This window comes from Salmonirosea aquatica (assembly GCF_009296315.1).
Classification (GTDB): Bacteria; Bacteroidota; Bacteroidia; order Cytophagales; family Spirosomataceae; genus Salmonirosea; species Salmonirosea aquatica.
On sequence record NZ_WHLY01000002.1, the window covers coordinates 286,966 to 301,272 of the forward strand.

Annotated in this window: 15 protein-coding genes; 6 read left to right on the plus strand and 9 right to left on the minus strand. The window is 48.0% G+C overall.

From position 1 onward, the window contains the following. Positions 1-16: 16 nt before the first annotated feature. Positions 17-520, plus strand: coding sequence for a DUF1905 domain-containing protein (locus GBK04_RS02105; RefSeq protein WP_152756434.1), 504 nt, complete (start codon positions 17-19; stop codon positions 518-520). Between the two features lie 195 nt (positions 521-715). Here the strand turns inward: GBK04_RS02105 and GBK04_RS02115 are convergent, their stop codons facing one another. Beyond that, complete coding sequence (locus GBK04_RS02115) at positions 716-1,267, minus strand: hypothetical protein (RefSeq protein WP_152756435.1); 552 nt, start codon at positions 1,265-1,267, stop codon at positions 716-718. Positions 1,268-1,453: 186 nt separating this feature from the next. Between GBK04_RS02115 and htpG the strand changes: the two genes are divergently transcribed. Both htpG and GBK04_RS02125 read left to right on the plus strand, forming a co-directional pair. After that, positions 1,454-3,283, plus strand: coding sequence for a molecular chaperone HtpG (htpG, locus tag GBK04_RS02120; RefSeq protein ID WP_152756437.1), 1,830 nt, complete (start codon positions 1,454-1,456; stop codon positions 3,281-3,283). Between the two features lie 121 nt (positions 3,284-3,404). Further along, complete coding sequence (locus GBK04_RS02125) at positions 3,405-4,451, plus strand: hypothetical protein (protein WP_152756439.1); 1,047 nt, start codon at positions 3,405-3,407, stop codon at positions 4,449-4,451. Positions 4,452-4,571: 120 nt separating this feature from the next. Here GBK04_RS02125 and GBK04_RS02130 read toward each other — a convergent pair whose 3' ends face one another. The 5 genes from GBK04_RS02130 to GBK04_RS02150 form a co-directional block, all read right to left on the minus strand. Further along, positions 4,572-5,099 carry a helix-hairpin-helix domain-containing protein gene (locus GBK04_RS02130; protein WP_152756440.1) on the minus strand — a complete coding sequence of 176 codons (528 nt, stop codon included), beginning with the start codon at positions 5,097-5,099 and terminating at the stop codon, positions 4,572-4,574. 75 nt (positions 5,100-5,174) lie between these two features. After that, complete coding sequence (locus GBK04_RS02135) at positions 5,175-5,747, minus strand: helix-hairpin-helix domain-containing protein (RefSeq protein ID WP_152756442.1); 573 nt, start codon at positions 5,745-5,747, stop codon at positions 5,175-5,177. 30 nt (positions 5,748-5,777) lie between these two features. Beyond that, the gene (locus GBK04_RS02140; protein WP_152756444.1) at positions 5,778-6,665 is read right to left on the minus strand and encodes an OmpA family protein; all 888 of its coding nucleotides are present in this window, start codon (positions 6,663-6,665) and stop codon (positions 5,778-5,780) included. A 136-nt stretch (positions 6,666-6,801) separates the two neighbouring features. Next, positions 6,802-8,592: a transcription termination factor Rho gene (gene rho / locus GBK04_RS02145; RefSeq protein WP_152756446.1), complete on the minus strand. Its 1,791-nt coding sequence runs from the start codon at positions 8,590-8,592 to the stop codon at positions 6,802-6,804. 295 nt (positions 8,593-8,887) lie between these two features. After that, positions 8,888-9,910: a mechanosensitive ion channel family protein gene (locus GBK04_RS02150; protein ID WP_373330644.1), complete on the minus strand. Its 1,023-nt coding sequence runs from the start codon at positions 9,908-9,910 to the stop codon at positions 8,888-8,890. 181 nt (positions 9,911-10,091) lie between these two features. Between GBK04_RS02150 and GBK04_RS02155 the strand changes: the two genes are divergently transcribed. The 3 genes from GBK04_RS02155 to lptC are packed head-to-tail and all read left to right on the plus strand — an operon-like array spanning position 10,092 to position 12,715. Then, positions 10,092-10,820, plus strand: a complete 729-nt coding sequence (locus GBK04_RS02155) for a type III pantothenate kinase (protein WP_152756450.1) — start codon at positions 10,092-10,094, stop codon at positions 10,818-10,820. Beyond that, positions 10,798-12,090, plus strand: coding sequence for a BamG family beta-barrel-assembly machinery protein (bamG, locus tag GBK04_RS02160; protein ID WP_373330645.1), 1,293 nt, complete (start codon positions 10,798-10,800; stop codon positions 12,088-12,090). Before GBK04_RS02155 ends, bamG begins: the two co-directional genes overlap by 23 nt. A gap of 34 nt (positions 12,091-12,124) precedes the next feature. Further along, entirely contained in the window at positions 12,125-12,715 is a 591-nt protein-coding gene (gene lptC, locus GBK04_RS02165) for an LPS export ABC transporter periplasmic protein LptC (protein ID WP_152756452.1), read from the plus strand. Positions 12,716-12,719: 4 nt separating this feature from the next. Here the strand turns inward: lptC and GBK04_RS02170 are convergent, their stop codons facing one another. From GBK04_RS02170 to GBK04_RS02180, 3 genes are all read right to left on the minus strand, one after another. Then, the gene (locus tag GBK04_RS02170; RefSeq protein WP_373330646.1) at positions 12,720-13,154 is read right to left on the minus strand and encodes a c-type cytochrome; all 435 of its coding nucleotides are present in this window, start codon (positions 13,152-13,154) and stop codon (positions 12,720-12,722) included. Then, the gene (locus GBK04_RS02175) at positions 13,151-13,747 is read right to left on the minus strand and encodes an SCO family protein (RefSeq protein ID WP_152765778.1); all 597 of its coding nucleotides are present in this window, start codon (positions 13,745-13,747) and stop codon (positions 13,151-13,153) included. The genes GBK04_RS02170 and GBK04_RS02175 overlap by 4 nt, the downstream gene beginning before the upstream one ends. Before the next feature lie 107 nt (positions 13,748-13,854). Continuing rightward, positions 13,855-14,289: a viral A-type inclusion protein gene (locus GBK04_RS02180; RefSeq protein ID WP_152756454.1), complete on the minus strand. Its 435-nt coding sequence runs from the start codon at positions 14,287-14,289 to the stop codon at positions 13,855-13,857. Positions 14,290-14,307 lie beyond the last annotated feature (18 nt).

Consider the following 14,307-nt stretch of genomic DNA (forward strand, 5'->3'; position numbering starts at 1 on the left):
TGTAGACAAACCTAGCATGGTACGCTTTACCGCCCAATTACAAAAATTCGGAGAGAAAGGCGAAAAGACAGGCTGGATTTATATCGAAATTCCAATCGACGTCACCGAACAACTCAATCCTGGTGTACGTACTTCATTTCGGGTCAGGGGCAAAATCGACGATCATCCACTCAGGCAAACGGCCCTGATTCCCACCGGCGAAGGTACCTTCATTCTCCCCACAAACGCCGACATGCGTCGGGCCATTCGCAAGCAGGAAGGGGCAACGGCTACCCTGGAACTTGAACGGGATGATTCACCTCTTGAACTATCGGAGGATTTGATGGTCTGCCTGGCCGATGAGCCTGATGCGCTGGAGCATTTCAAAAAACTTCCGAAGAGCCACCAGAACTATTTCTCGAACTGGATTGAAAGTGCCAAAACTCACGACACCAAGGTAAAGCGCATCACTCAGGCTGTGTGGGGTTTGGCTCGGGGCATGGGCTACGGCGAAATGATCAGGTACTTTAAGAAGAAGTAGTGTTTTGTGTTTTGTGTTTTGTGTTTTGTGTTTTGTGTTTTGTGTTTTGTGTTTTGTGTTTTGTGTTTTGTGTTTTGTGTTTAAAAAATACGCACGGTAGTTTTATCTACTGACTTTCAAGTAATTATTCTCAAAGAATACTCCACAATTCAACAAAAAACAATTCAACAGTTTCACAAAAAACAATCCAACAACTTACTGCCCCCCGACCCGACGGCCTTTCTGGGTTTCGTTCTGCCGGTTGATCTGGTTGAGCAGGTCTTTGCTTACGAACAACCGCGCGCCTACCCCCGTTTGAATATCGAAGGTACTGCCGTTGTACATGAATTTGGAGTCATCCATGGTTTCCAGATAGTACTGGTTTCCCTGCAATATGAAGTGCATGCCTTGCTTGTCTTTTTGAGTATCGTCAAAGGACACATTGAGCGAGCCTCCCGTGTTACTCATAACCACGCCGGGTGTAAAGGGGCGTACATTGATGGTCTGCACAGTCTTACCATTCTGGATACTAATCTGTCCCTCGGCATCCACACTGATATCGTTGGCGTTGACTCCCTGCCGTTTGATCATGATTGGCTTATCGTTGTAAAACTGCACCTTGGAAAGCGGAATACCGGCACTTTCAAGGGTACCCCGCAGATCCTCGGTAAAGACAGTGAAATTAGTAAACGGAACGGTGCTTGGGGCACAGGAGGCAAATAAAGCGGCCACCAGCAGGGCAGCGAAAAAAGATTTGTTCAACTTCATTGTCAAGGAGATGGTTTCGTGGCTGCAATATTAACTAAAATGCCTTTCAGATACCAACCGATGGCTCAAATGCGCGCATCATCTGTCAATCTGTCAGCGGGGGACTAATTTTTGGTATTGGAACGCAAATTTGAGGGGGCTATTGTTAGGTAAAAATCATTTTGTAAAAATAAACGCTTGAAGAATATGGAATCAGTGGCACAAGAAAAAGGTACCCTTAGCATTCACACGGAAAACATCTTTCCAATCATTAAGAAATTCCTCTATTCCGACCACGAAATATTTCTGCGGGAATTGGTTTCCAACGCCGTGGATGCCACCCAAAAACTGAAACAGCTGACCTCTTACGGCGAATTCAACGGAGAGCTGGGCGAATTGAAAGTATCTGTAAAACTGGACAAGGAAGCCAAGACGATCACCGTCAGCGACCGCGGCATCGGCATGACCGCCGACGAAATCAAGAAATACATCAACCAGATCGCTTTCTCCGGTGCGGCTGAGTTTGTGGAACAATACAAAGACAAGGAAGGCGGCAAGGAAAACATCATCGGCCATTTTGGCTTAGGCTTCTACTCGGCCTACATGGTAGCTTCCAAAGTCGAGATCGTGACGCTTTCGTATAAAGAAGGTGCGGAAGCCGTACGCTGGGAATGCGATGGTTCTACAGAATTTGAGATTGGTCCCGCCGAGCGCAGCGAGCGCGGGACGGATGTGATCCTGCACATTGCGCCCGATTCGGAGGAATTTTTGAGTGAATTCCGCCTGCGGGAAATTCTGGAAAAGTACGGCAAGTTCCTGCCCGTTGAAATCGAGTTTGAAGACAAGATCATCAACAATCCGAACCCGATCTGGACCAAGAATCCGGCGGATTTGAAAGACGAGGACTACCTTGAATTTTATAAGGAACTGTATCCGTATAGCGAAGACCCGCTGTTCTGGATTCACCTCAATGTGGATTATCCGTTCAATCTGACCGGGGTACTTTATTTCCCCAAATTGAAAAACGATTTCCAGGTTCAGAAAGAGAAAATCAAACTATACAGCCGTCAGGTGTTCATTACCGACGAGGTGAAGGACATCGTACCTGACTTCCTGCAACTGCTGCACGGCGTCATCGACTCACCCGACATTCCACTGAACGTGTCGCGGAGCTACCTACAGGCTGACAGCAACGTGAAGAAGATCAATGGCTACATCACCCGGAAGGTAGCCGACAAACTGTCCGAAATTTTCAAAAATGATCGGGAGGGATTTGAAAAGAAATTCGACGACATCGGGCTGTTCGTGAAGTACGGTATCATCAGCGACGATAAATTTTACGAAAAAGCCAAGGATTTCTGTCTGGTTAAAAATATCGACGGCAAGCACTTTACCTTTGAAGAGTACCGCGAAGCCGTAAAAGACAATCAGACCGATAAAAACGGGAACCAGATTTGGCTATACACCAACGATCCCAAGAAGCAGGATGCTTTTGTCGAGTCAGCCAAAAAGCGCAGCTATGATGTTCTATTGCTGGATACCGTGATCGACCCGCACTTCATTGGGGTACTGGAACAGAAGCTTGAAAAAGTGAATGTAAAGCGCGTGGACGCCGATACGGTCGACAAGCTGATCGAGAAAGACATCACCCTGGAAAGCGTGCTTTCCGAAGAGCAGAAGGAAAAAGCCAAGGTACTCTTCGAGGGTATCATGGAATCCAAGGCCGCCAGCGTACAGGTGGAAGCCATGCCAACCGACGAGCTACCCGTAGTCATTACGTTCCCCGAATTTATGAGGCGCATGACGGATATGCAGGCTATTTCTGGCCAGGCGTCGATGTTTGGCAACATGCCAATGATGTACACCGTATCGGTGAACGCCAATCACCCACTGACCGAAAAAATCCTGGCTACTGAGGATGAAGCCCAGCAAAAAGAACTAGCCAAGCAGGCCTACGACCTGGCCCTGTTGTCGCAGGGTATGTTGAGTGGCAAGGCTTTGACTACCTTTATTCAGCGTACCGTGGAGGTACTTTGATTTGTGGGAGTTGAAAATGTATCTTTATTTGGCCCGGGCGGAAACGTCCGGGCCTTTTTCATTTAAGCTTTTTTAAGACGCAAATTTGGAAAAAATAAATTTCATTTGTAAGAAAAAACTTATGAAACATATTCTTTTGCCTTACTGCTTTTTGCTAAGCTTAATCTCATTTGGTCAAACCCAAAGTGAAATGAATGAAATAGAGAAAGGAAAGTTCTACCGGGGGTTTGAACTCGTGGAAAATAGAGATACAATCAGATTTTTCGTAATCTCAAAACCGGGCGAAGAACTGATAAAAAAACCGATAATTTTATATAGACAGGGTTCGCTTCCTATTCCTATTTTTACTCGTTATCCAGAGGGTGTATCCATTAATTCCCTTCCTCAACAATTTCCTGACTACCTCAAAGAGTACCATATGGTATCGATATCTAAGCCAGGAGTACCCTTGATATTTAATTCTTCGGAGGTAAATCAATATTTTGAGAAAGTCAGGAATGGACGCTTAACGTCAGATAAATATTTGAATAATAATAATCTGAACCAATATGTGGCTTCCTCGGACAAAGTGCTTGGCTTCCTAATTCATCAACCTTGGGTGGATACAAAAAAAGTGGTGTTAGTAGGCGGATCAGAAGGCTATAATGTCGCGGCCAAACTAGCCACAATTAATAAATCAGTCACGCATTTAGTTGCTTATTCCAGTCATCCCAACGGCAGATTCGACTACCTAATCAAGGAACAAAGGCATCAGTATTTGACGGGGAAAGCTACTGCGCAGGAAACGCAGCAACGGATTGATTCACTTTATGTGCTCTGGAAAGATATTTGTGCCCATCCAAAATCTATAGACAAAAAATATTACGATACCTATTATGCTTGGTCGTCTTTTTCAGAACCTGCCATTGAGAGTTTGTTGCAGTTGGATATTCCCATTTATATCTCTTACGGTACGCTAGACGGAGATTGGGATATTGTGGAAGAAAACGACCTGCTCCCGATTCGGTTTGCGAGGGCTGGAAAAACCAATCTTACTCTGAAACCTTGCCTGGATTGTGACCATTCTCTTCAAGAAATTAAGAAAGATTCTCAGGGAAATGTCATTGAAATAATAAACCGAAGTGAGGAATTTGTCAAGAATTATATGAATTGGCTTGACCAGAACTAGCAAATATTTTCAGAAAAAATATCAACAAAAGCGGAGCGCAAGATTGTTGTACCCCGCTTCAATAGAATAGATGAGTCTTAGACCCTCAGTACAATTATTAATTTTTCACTATTCATACCATCAATCCCTACCCCCTACTAGTTTCTCTTGCAACTCCTTCAACTCCTCCCATTTGCCATCACGAGCCAAGGCTGCTTGCTGCGGCCAGGTTTCGGGATCGTGGATTTGGAAGCGCGGCCCGGCAGCGCTCAATAGTCCGGCAATATGCTGCGGGTTGGTGGCCGCAAGTTTGGCAAAGGTTTTTATACCATCCGCGTTGAGCAGGCCTTCGATTTTGGGGCCGATGCCCTCCACAAGTTTCAAGTTATCAGCCACCGATTGTATGCGGCCCGATAAAGTACCTGATTCTGAATGTATCAGGTCGGGAACCGTGGTACCTGCAACGGACGAGGCAGCCGTTTGCTGTTTGGCTTCGCACTCGTCAAGTTCGTTTTGCCGGTCAGCGATGGCTTCGCGTAGGCCGTTAACCCGGCTCGCCATAACCCAACGGGCCAAAAGCCAGCCCACAAAGGCGGAACCCGCCAATAGCAGCACGATTTCTGCAATAGCCACGGGTCGATTGAGAGGAGTCAGTTGTAATAACAACATAAATCTGAAAGATTAGGGTACCTACTTGTAGTCGAGAAAATCGGGCCTTGATGTCAGCTGCCTTATTGGAGAATGTCACGTGGTCCTGCCTTTATGCAGTTCTTCCTGCCAGGCTCGAAGTTCCTCCCATTTACCCGTGGCGGCAAGTTCAGCTTGTCGGGGCCACGAGCCGGGATCATGCATCTGGAACCGCTTTCCGGCCGCCCGTAGAATATCCGTGAGCCGCTCATGGCTCGCCTCGCTCAGATGAACCAATGTGAGAATACCCTCTTTATTAAGTAGCTCTTCGATTTTAGGCCCAATTCCCTCCACAATTTTAAGATCGTCATGAGCAACGGGTGTGTTTTGAGGTACACCGGCCGGGTTTGAAACACGGGAAGCAGGTACCGGAATCATATCGAGTGGTTCGGGAGCAATGAAAGCGGGCTCATCCGAAACGGAAGTTATCGACGGTTTCCCAGGTAGCTTTGTAGCCTGCTGGCAAGAATCGAGCAGGTCGTCCAGTTCGGCAAGTTCCGCCTCGAGCTGCACGGCAATGCCCCGACTTGTGCGGTACCCAATAATGTGGCCAATCAAGGCTGCTACGGCTAGCATCACCAGATGTTGCCACCACGCATCAGGCTGGCCCAATGGATTCAAATCAAACATAGGCGTGAAAGGTTTTTAGGGTAAAACTTTTTATTGAACCACAATAGCCACGCGACGATTGGCCCGACGGCCCTCGGGAGTATCATTAGATTCCTTGGGCTGCGTTTCGCCTTTGCCGTCCGTCACCAGCTGGTCGGCCGTAATTCCAAGTTGCATCAACTGTTTTTTGACACCTTCTGCCCTGTCTCTTGACAAAGTCATATTTATTTCGTCATCGCCTTCATTGTCAGTATGACCGGTCAAGATTAGTTTTTTGTCTTTATTTTCAGCCAAATACCTCTGAGCTTCCTCCACAAACTGTCGGTTTGCATCGGTATTAATGTAATCTGCACTGCCCGTTGGAAAATATAAGTCAATGGGTTTAAATACACTTTCGAACCTTTGAGCGTTGGCCAGCCCTTCTTCGGTTTCGGGGATTGGCTCTTTAAAGATGAAATCAATTCCGCCCCGGAGCGTATCGTTGTGAAAGCTCAGGGAATCCAAAATCATACTACTTGTGGCTATACGCCCGGAAGCAAGCCCCTGCCCCACCAGGTACTGCTTCACGCTTTCCGCCCGGGCGATACCCAGATCCGGAAATGTAGTCGTATTCGTTTCGACCGATGCGTACCTCCCAACCAAAGCCAGCCTTTTACCAGGATGCTCCTGCAAATAAACCACAAGTGAATCCAGCTCATTCCGCACCTGACTCATCTCTGCGTCCGCACCTGATTTTAAGAAGACGAAATTACCTTCCGACACTAGTACCAAGCTGTCCGTATCCTGAATACGCAAGGCCTCCATTGCTACGGCTTCCGAAACTACCTGGGGAGTAACAGGATCTGCACACAATTCTTTGATCTTGCAAACATGCCAGTAAGTCGACAAGCCCATCCACACGATCAGGGCGATCCACCAGGGTACATTGCGGGTAGACATAGCGATATTCAGAAGTTAGGGTAGGCACCTGGCCTGGGTACTCTTACCACACAAAGCGCAGGATTGGTAGAATATAATCAAAAAAAGCCCGCTTCCTGAAGAAAAGCGGGCTTCTGTATGCGACCATCGCATCGGTTTAGCGATTCATCGAAATCAAAAACTCCTCGTTGTTGCGGGTACCTTTCATGTTGTCGAGCAGGAAGTCCATAGATTCCATAGGATTCATGTCGGACATATGCTTGCGAAGTATCCACACTTTCTGCATGGTTTCCTTGTCCAGCAACAGATCCTCACGGCGGGTACCTGAGGCCATCACGTCGATAGCCGGGAACACGCGCTTGTTGGACAGCTTGCGGTCGAGCTGGAGTTCCATGTTGCCGGTACCTTTGAATTCTTCAAAAATCACTTCGTCCATTTTGGAACCCGTGTCAATCAACGCCGTAGCAATAATGGTGAGCGAACCGCCCTTCTCCACATTACGGGCCGCACCGAAGAATCGCTTGGGCTTGTGCAACGCATTGGCATCTACCCCACCCGACAGGATTTTGCCCGATGAAGGTACCACCGTATTGTAGGCACGGGCCAAGCGAGTGATTGAATCCAACAGAATCACTACATCATGTCCGCACTCGACCATACGTTTGGCTTTTTCGAGTACGATGCTGGCTACTTTTACGTGGCGGTCGGCTTGCTCATCAAAGGTGGAGGAAATAACCTCCGCCCGCACGCTGCGCTGCATATCGGTCACCTCTTCGGGACGTTCGTCGATGAGCAGGATGATCAGGAATACCTCGGGGTGGTTGCGGGTGATGGCATTGGCGATTTCTTTCAACAGTACCGTTTTACCGGTTTTGGGCTGGGCCACGATCATACCCCGCTGTCCTTTGCCAATCGGGGCGAACAGATCAAGTACCCGGGTCGAGTATTGATCGGGACGGGTACTGAGATTGAGGCGCTCTTCCGGGAATAGAGGCGTCAGGTATTCGAAGGGTACCCGGTCGCGAATTTCTTCGCTGGTTTTTCCATTTACCGTTTCCACCCGGAGCAGGGCAAAGTACTTCTCTCCTTCTTTGGGCGGGCGGATTTGTCCTTTCACGGTATCGCCGGTTTTTAATCCGAACAGCTTGATCTGCGAAGGAGAAACATAAATGTCGTCGGGACTGGCGAGGTAGTTATAATCCGCCGACCGCATGAAGCCGTAGCCCCCGTCCTGCATGATTTCCAGAACCCCTTCGTTGATGATCAAGCCGTCGAACTCCCGAACGTAATTGTTGTAGTTACGCTTGATCTTATTAGTATGGTCCTCCCGGGCTTGTTCGCGCGACTGGTTGTTGTTAGAGTTGGGGCGTTCCGGGGTGGCAGCGCGGGTTGTTTTATCCGAATCCTTGTGGTTGTCCGAATTTTCAACCACCGGGGCCGGCTGGCTTTCACTTTCATTCCGCACTTCACGTACCGGCTCCTCCGAAGGGCTCACTTCCGTACCTAAATCTTCCGAAATATCCAGATCTGCGCCCTGATCAGCGGCGGTATCCACTACCCGTGAGGATTTAGCAGCTTTGTCGGTACGTCCTCCTGTTTTGGCCGGACGTGCTTTGCGTGCTGGCGTTTTTTCGGCAACTAGGGGTTCAGGAGCGCTTTCGGCCAAAGTAGTTTCCGGCTCCTTAACCGTCGCTGAGGGTTTAGTAGCCACATCTTCGGAAGCGGCCGGCCGACGGGTGCGCTTTTTCTTGGGCTCGTCCCCTTTCTTTACGGTTTCCGAGCTTCCGTTTGAATCGGTTTCAGCACCCGGCATCACTGCCTGCTGGCTGAGAATTTTGTAGATTAGTTCTTTTTTTGAGAGTTTTCCATTGTCTTTTATGGAAAACTTCTCCGCGATAGTTCGTAACTCCGAAAGGAGTTTCAAGTTCAGTTCATCAATTGTAAGCATACGGGAATGGAAAGTAAAGAAACACTTTACCAGATAAGTGATTTGTAACGATTAAGTTTTTTGAATAACTGGGGGCAAAAGTGATTGTAAAAGGTCACTACGAGAGATGCGGTGATACATTCAGAATGATAGGATGAGGAACGAAGAACCAACGAGTGGCAAGATAGTAAGGATACTATGGGGCTTTTACTGACTATGAAGCGTCTGAATTGCCCACAATGTTAATGCAAAATTATGAATTTCCAATAAGGGGACTTGTTTTTGTTCCAAATGGAAGATCAGAAAGGCTCAGCAATCATGTGGTTTCCGATTCGGGAAGGGCTGATGAAGATTCCTGGCGAATATACAACTCCCTACTGGGAAATGCAAATCGGCCACCCGAGTCTTTAACAATTTCCAGGATTTTTAAATTCACTTCCTCTTTTACGCGATTAAATTCACGGGCTATGGCCGTTTGGACATAAAATATGACCAGAACATCCAAAGAACTTTCGCCAAATGCATCAAACCGAATTACCCCCGGCTCTTCGTTGGTCTCGGGATTCTGGTCGATGTGTTGCTGGATCGTTTCCACAATAGCTTTTACAGTAGGGCCGGGGGTATCGTAGGCCAAACGCACCACAAACCGTGCCCTCCGCTGGCGGCGTTCCGACAGATTCTCCAGGGACTGGGAAGTTAACAGGCGGTTGGGAAGGGTCACCAGGCTCCCGTCGAAGGTCTGTAACCGGGTACTTCGAAATCCGAGCTTGACGATGGTACCCTCAGTACCTCCCACGTTAATTGAATCCCCAACCGTAAAGGGCCGGTCGATCATCAGGGCAAACGAGGCGAATAGGTTTTCGAGTGTTTCGCGGGCGGCCAGGGCGATAGCGAGGCCGCCAATACCCAGGCTAGTGACCAACGTAAGCACATCAACGGAGAAGACCCGTCCCAGCGCAATGAAAACCATCCCGATCACAAATAGCATAATCACCAAATCCCGGAAAAATGGGACGAGCTGGTCGTCCAGCTTTGAAGCCGTTTTCTGGGCTTTGAGTTTGAAGAGCAGCCCCATGCACTTGATGAAACGTATGCCCAGCCAGGTAAGAGCCAAAAGAAATGCTGAGAAGTACACCTTTTCAATCAATACCCTGAAATCCAGAGCACCGTCGGACGGGGTACCCCATGCCCCGGGTACCTCAAGGCTTTTGGAAGCCAGGTATAACGCCAGAAGCATAATAAATACTTCAAGCGGAGGACGCAGCAGTCGAAGGAATTCGGTCCAGGGTACCTCCTCATGGCTTTCTTTCCTCACCCATCGAAATACAAATCGGCTCAAAGCAGCTGAAATAGCTTTTTTGAAGGCGATACCTAGCAATATAATGCCGAATGCCCAGCAGTAGTCTGCCAATGAATTGTCCAAAAAACGATACTGCAACCAGTTTACCGCCTTCTCCATCCGGTGATTCCTATTCTTAGCGTTAGTTTATGTGCAAATAAAAGGGGAATTTTGCGGAATCATGAATATAGTGGTCGATTCCGGAAATACATACGCCAAGATCGGGTGGTTCGAGGGACCAGAATTGCTTCGGTTCGAAACCCGGCTTACGTTTGATCAGTTGATCGACGCTGTGCGTTCTTCTTCGGTAGACAACATTCTATTTTCATCGGTGGGTAAAGATGTGGAAGAATTTCGCAGGGCGATCCAACCAAATGCTCCCGTATTGAATCTGGATAGTCAAACACCCCTCCCGATCACCAAAGATTACGAAACCCCGGCTACGTTGGGAGCCGACCGGATTGCCGCGGCCGTGGGAGCGGGTTATCTTTTTCCCAACGAAGATCTGGTTGTAATCGATATGGGTACCTGCATTACGTACGACTATCTGGATCAGGCCGCCCGCTTTCAGGGTGGGCTGATTTCTCCGGGTATGCGCATGCGATTCAAGGCGATGCATACGTTTACACAACGGCTTCCTCTGGTTGAGCCTGGACCCGCGCCAACGTTAATTGGAAAAAATACCCGCCACGCTATGCTGAGTGGCGTCATGAATGGCCTGGTTGCCGAAATCAATGGAATTATGGCGGCCTACCGTACCCAATCGCCCGCCTGCCGAGTGGTACTTTGTGGAGGTGATGTGCCGTTTTTTGAAAGTCTGTTGAAACCGCCCATCTTTGTGGTTCCGCAGCTCGTACTCATAGGATTGAACCGAATTTTACAACATAATGTCAATTTACAAAACGAATAGAACGTTCGCTACCCTTATTGGGGTTTTTATTTTAACTCATTTATTTTCAAAAACTTACGGACAAGGCCTTGGCAATTCGCCCTACACGGTTCTGGGAGCGGGCGAGTCGTACAGCGATGGGTTTGGCTCCAGCCTGGGAATGGGCGAAGCAGGGGTGAGCGTTAGTAACGGCTTCCATATCAACAACCTCAATCCGGCCCTTTGGGTGCGCAACCGATTCACTATGTATGAGTTTGGAGCCATTAGCCAGTACAAACGCATCAGCTCACCCACGGCCCAACAACGTGACTTCGGAGCCAACATTGGGTACCTTGCCCTTTCGTTGCCGGCAGCCCCCAAATGGTCCATTGGTATAAGCCTGAAACCTTACAGTTTTGTGGATTTTGAAAGCCGTACGAATGGTAAGGTACCCGGTACGATTTATAATACCTACTACTATTATTCCGGGAAAGGTGCTATCAACAAAGTATCCCTGACCAATGCCGTCGAAGTGGGCAAATACATCAGCCTGGGCCTTGAAGCCTCCTACTTGTTCGGCAACGTGCGGCGGGCCTCCGAATCCCAATTGCTTATTGGCGATGGCCGCGACTACCTGGTAAGCCGGGCGGAGCGTAACAGCTATACGGATTTTGCATTTCGGGCCGGAACCGCCATCAAGATTCCGTTGAAGCAAAACAACAAACTTAACCTGAATCTGGGGGGTACCTATAGTTTCGGCACGGATCTCAATGCCCGGCAGACCACAAGCTTCGAGTCAAGCCTGAACAGCTTTCCGGTAGGCGTATCGGACACGTTGTCCAACAACACTAAAGGAGGCATCCGACTTCCTTCCCAGTATCGGTTTGGCGCCAGTCTCGAATGGCCTTACAAACTTACTGTGGCTGTGGATTACGAACGGCAAAACTGGTCGGAATACCGGAGTTTTGCCGACTCCAATGATGGCTTGAATGATGCAGGACGCATTCATGCCGGCATTGAGTACATTCCAAAATTTTCCCTCGGCGCCCCTTATTTCCAGAAAGTCGAATACCGGCTTGGACTTACGCATGGTCAAATGCCTTATAGTCCTCCCGGCCTAAAGCTAAACGACACGAATATTAGCCTGGGGGCTTCCTTTCCATTCGGACTGGGTGGTAACTCCCTTACTCTGTCCCTTATTGGAGGAGAACGTGGAGCCATTAGTGCGCAATCCATCAAGGAACGTTATGGACGGGTAGTATTGGGCATTACATTTGCCGACCGCTGGTTCCAAAAACAAAAAATAGATTGATGCCCTGATTTTCAAGCTATTGATTTCACTTTTTATGGCGCATCAAAGAGAAAAGTACGTGTGTGCATTTCACCTGAAATTCCGATTTTTTCTCTTCGGCTATTTACTCATCCTAGCCTTTGGACTTGAATCCTGCAAAGAGAAAGAGAATCCGGAAGTAGAGCTTTACAAAGGTCCTATTGAAGAAGTGCATGACGTACAACTCTTTTATAGTGAGGCTGGAAAGCTCCGGGTTGAAGTAAAAACCCCTCTCCAATACCGGTATGCTAATGAGAACAAGGTATTTCCCGATACGGTCAACATTAATTTTTTCGACCCGACGGGTAGCCAGGTGGTTACGACGCTTCGCTCTGATTCAGGCCATTTCGACAATGCCCAAAATCTGTATATTGTGAAAGGTCACGTAATTGTGGTAAACAAACAGGAACAGCGCCGCTTGACCACCCCGGAATTATCCTGGAATCCTACCACCAAAAAGGTATTTACGGAAGAAGATGTTTCGATAAAAAATCTTTTGACTGGTTCCTATACGAACGGAAAAGGGCTAGATGCCAATCAGGATTTTTCGTACATGAGTATCCGGCGCCCCTACGGAATTTTTGACGTTGACCCCGGCATGCAATAGCCTATTATAATAGGCTCCCGTCACTACATCTGGTCAGAGCGGCAGTAACTGAGTCAATGGGCGTGTAATTCGTTTCTTTTCCCCAGGTGTTGGTAACGTACGTCACAATCTCCGCAATTTCAATATCAGTCAGTTTAGGATTCGCGGGCATCGGGCGATTGTACGTTTTGCTCCCTACCTTAATTTTACCTGACAAACCATTTTTGGTAATACAGATCAAATCATTTTTCCGTGACAGGTAGGTAGACTCCCGAAGAGGCGGATACAAGTCAGCTAGACCCTGGCCATCAGCCTGATGGCAGTTTGAACACTGTGTAGTGTAGAGTTGGTAGCCTTCCGCATAGTACTGCTCAGTCTTGAGCTCTTCCGCACTTTGGCAGCCACAGAGTACCAGCAAAAACACCCACGCAATACTATTTCCTTTCAGAATACTCATCATTTGTATTCGGCTAGCAGAACGTCGATGTCGTTCATCAGTTTCTTGGCTCCTTCGTCGGTAGTGCCATCGTACATACCCCGTACCCGGCGGTCTTTGTCGATCAGCACAAATGCCCCGCTGTGAATATAACCGCCTTCGGCAGTACCATCTTCTTTGGCAGTCACCAGGTAACTTCCCTGACCGATGTCGTAGATCTTTTCCTTGGGACCGGTCAAAAACTCCCATTGGGTACCTTCAACTCCCAAATCCTGGGCGTATTGGTTAAGTACCGCAGGCGTGTCATGCTCAGGATCAATGGAATGGGAGAGAATCATGACATCCGGATTACCCTTAATTTTATCATAAACCTTAATCATTTGCCTTTTCATCACAGGGCAAATGGTGGGACAGGAAGTGAAAAAGAAATCGGTAATGTATATTTTACCAGCCACATCCTTTTGCGTTACGGTATCGCCTTTCTGGTTGATGAAAGCAAAATCCGGGATTGTATTATAAACAGTGTCGATTACCGTTTTTCCATCCACTTCCCGGGTTACCGCATCGCGCTCGCCCAAGATAGGGAGGCGGTTCGGAGTATCGTCGCAGGCCCACATCACCGCTAAAAGCAATGCCAACCCTGTTATTTTAAGTAATCCATTTGAATCCAGCATATTCGGTAATCATTTACTGTTCAAGCCCTGAGGCTCCGTACTCTTTTATTTTATTTCAAAAACTTTTTGGCATCCAGAATGCTTTCATCCGTTATTTTCTGCACATGCTTAATTTTATCCTTTTCGAGTCTGAAATATTCCAGAGCCTCACCATCCGGCAGAGCCTTCGCCGAATCACCCCGGTACTCGTACATCCACCCCATCATCAGGCTGTCGGCCTGGGTCAGTCGTTTGCTTAAGTCCAATACCTGTTGGCGTTCCTGCGCCAGGGTTGTGCTGCTGACTCCCTCCTGCTGCATGCTATCCAACTGGGCTATTTTCTGATCCAACCCTTTTTTCAAAGCCATGATTTCTCCCATTTTGGGCATTACGGCATCATGAATGTCCAGTACTTCCTTTTCCAATTCCTGCACGCGGTCGTCCTTTTGATTACAGGATGAAATGCTAAAAGTTACCAGTATGAACAGCAATATCCGGGTATTCATGATGCTTTGTAGTTGAGG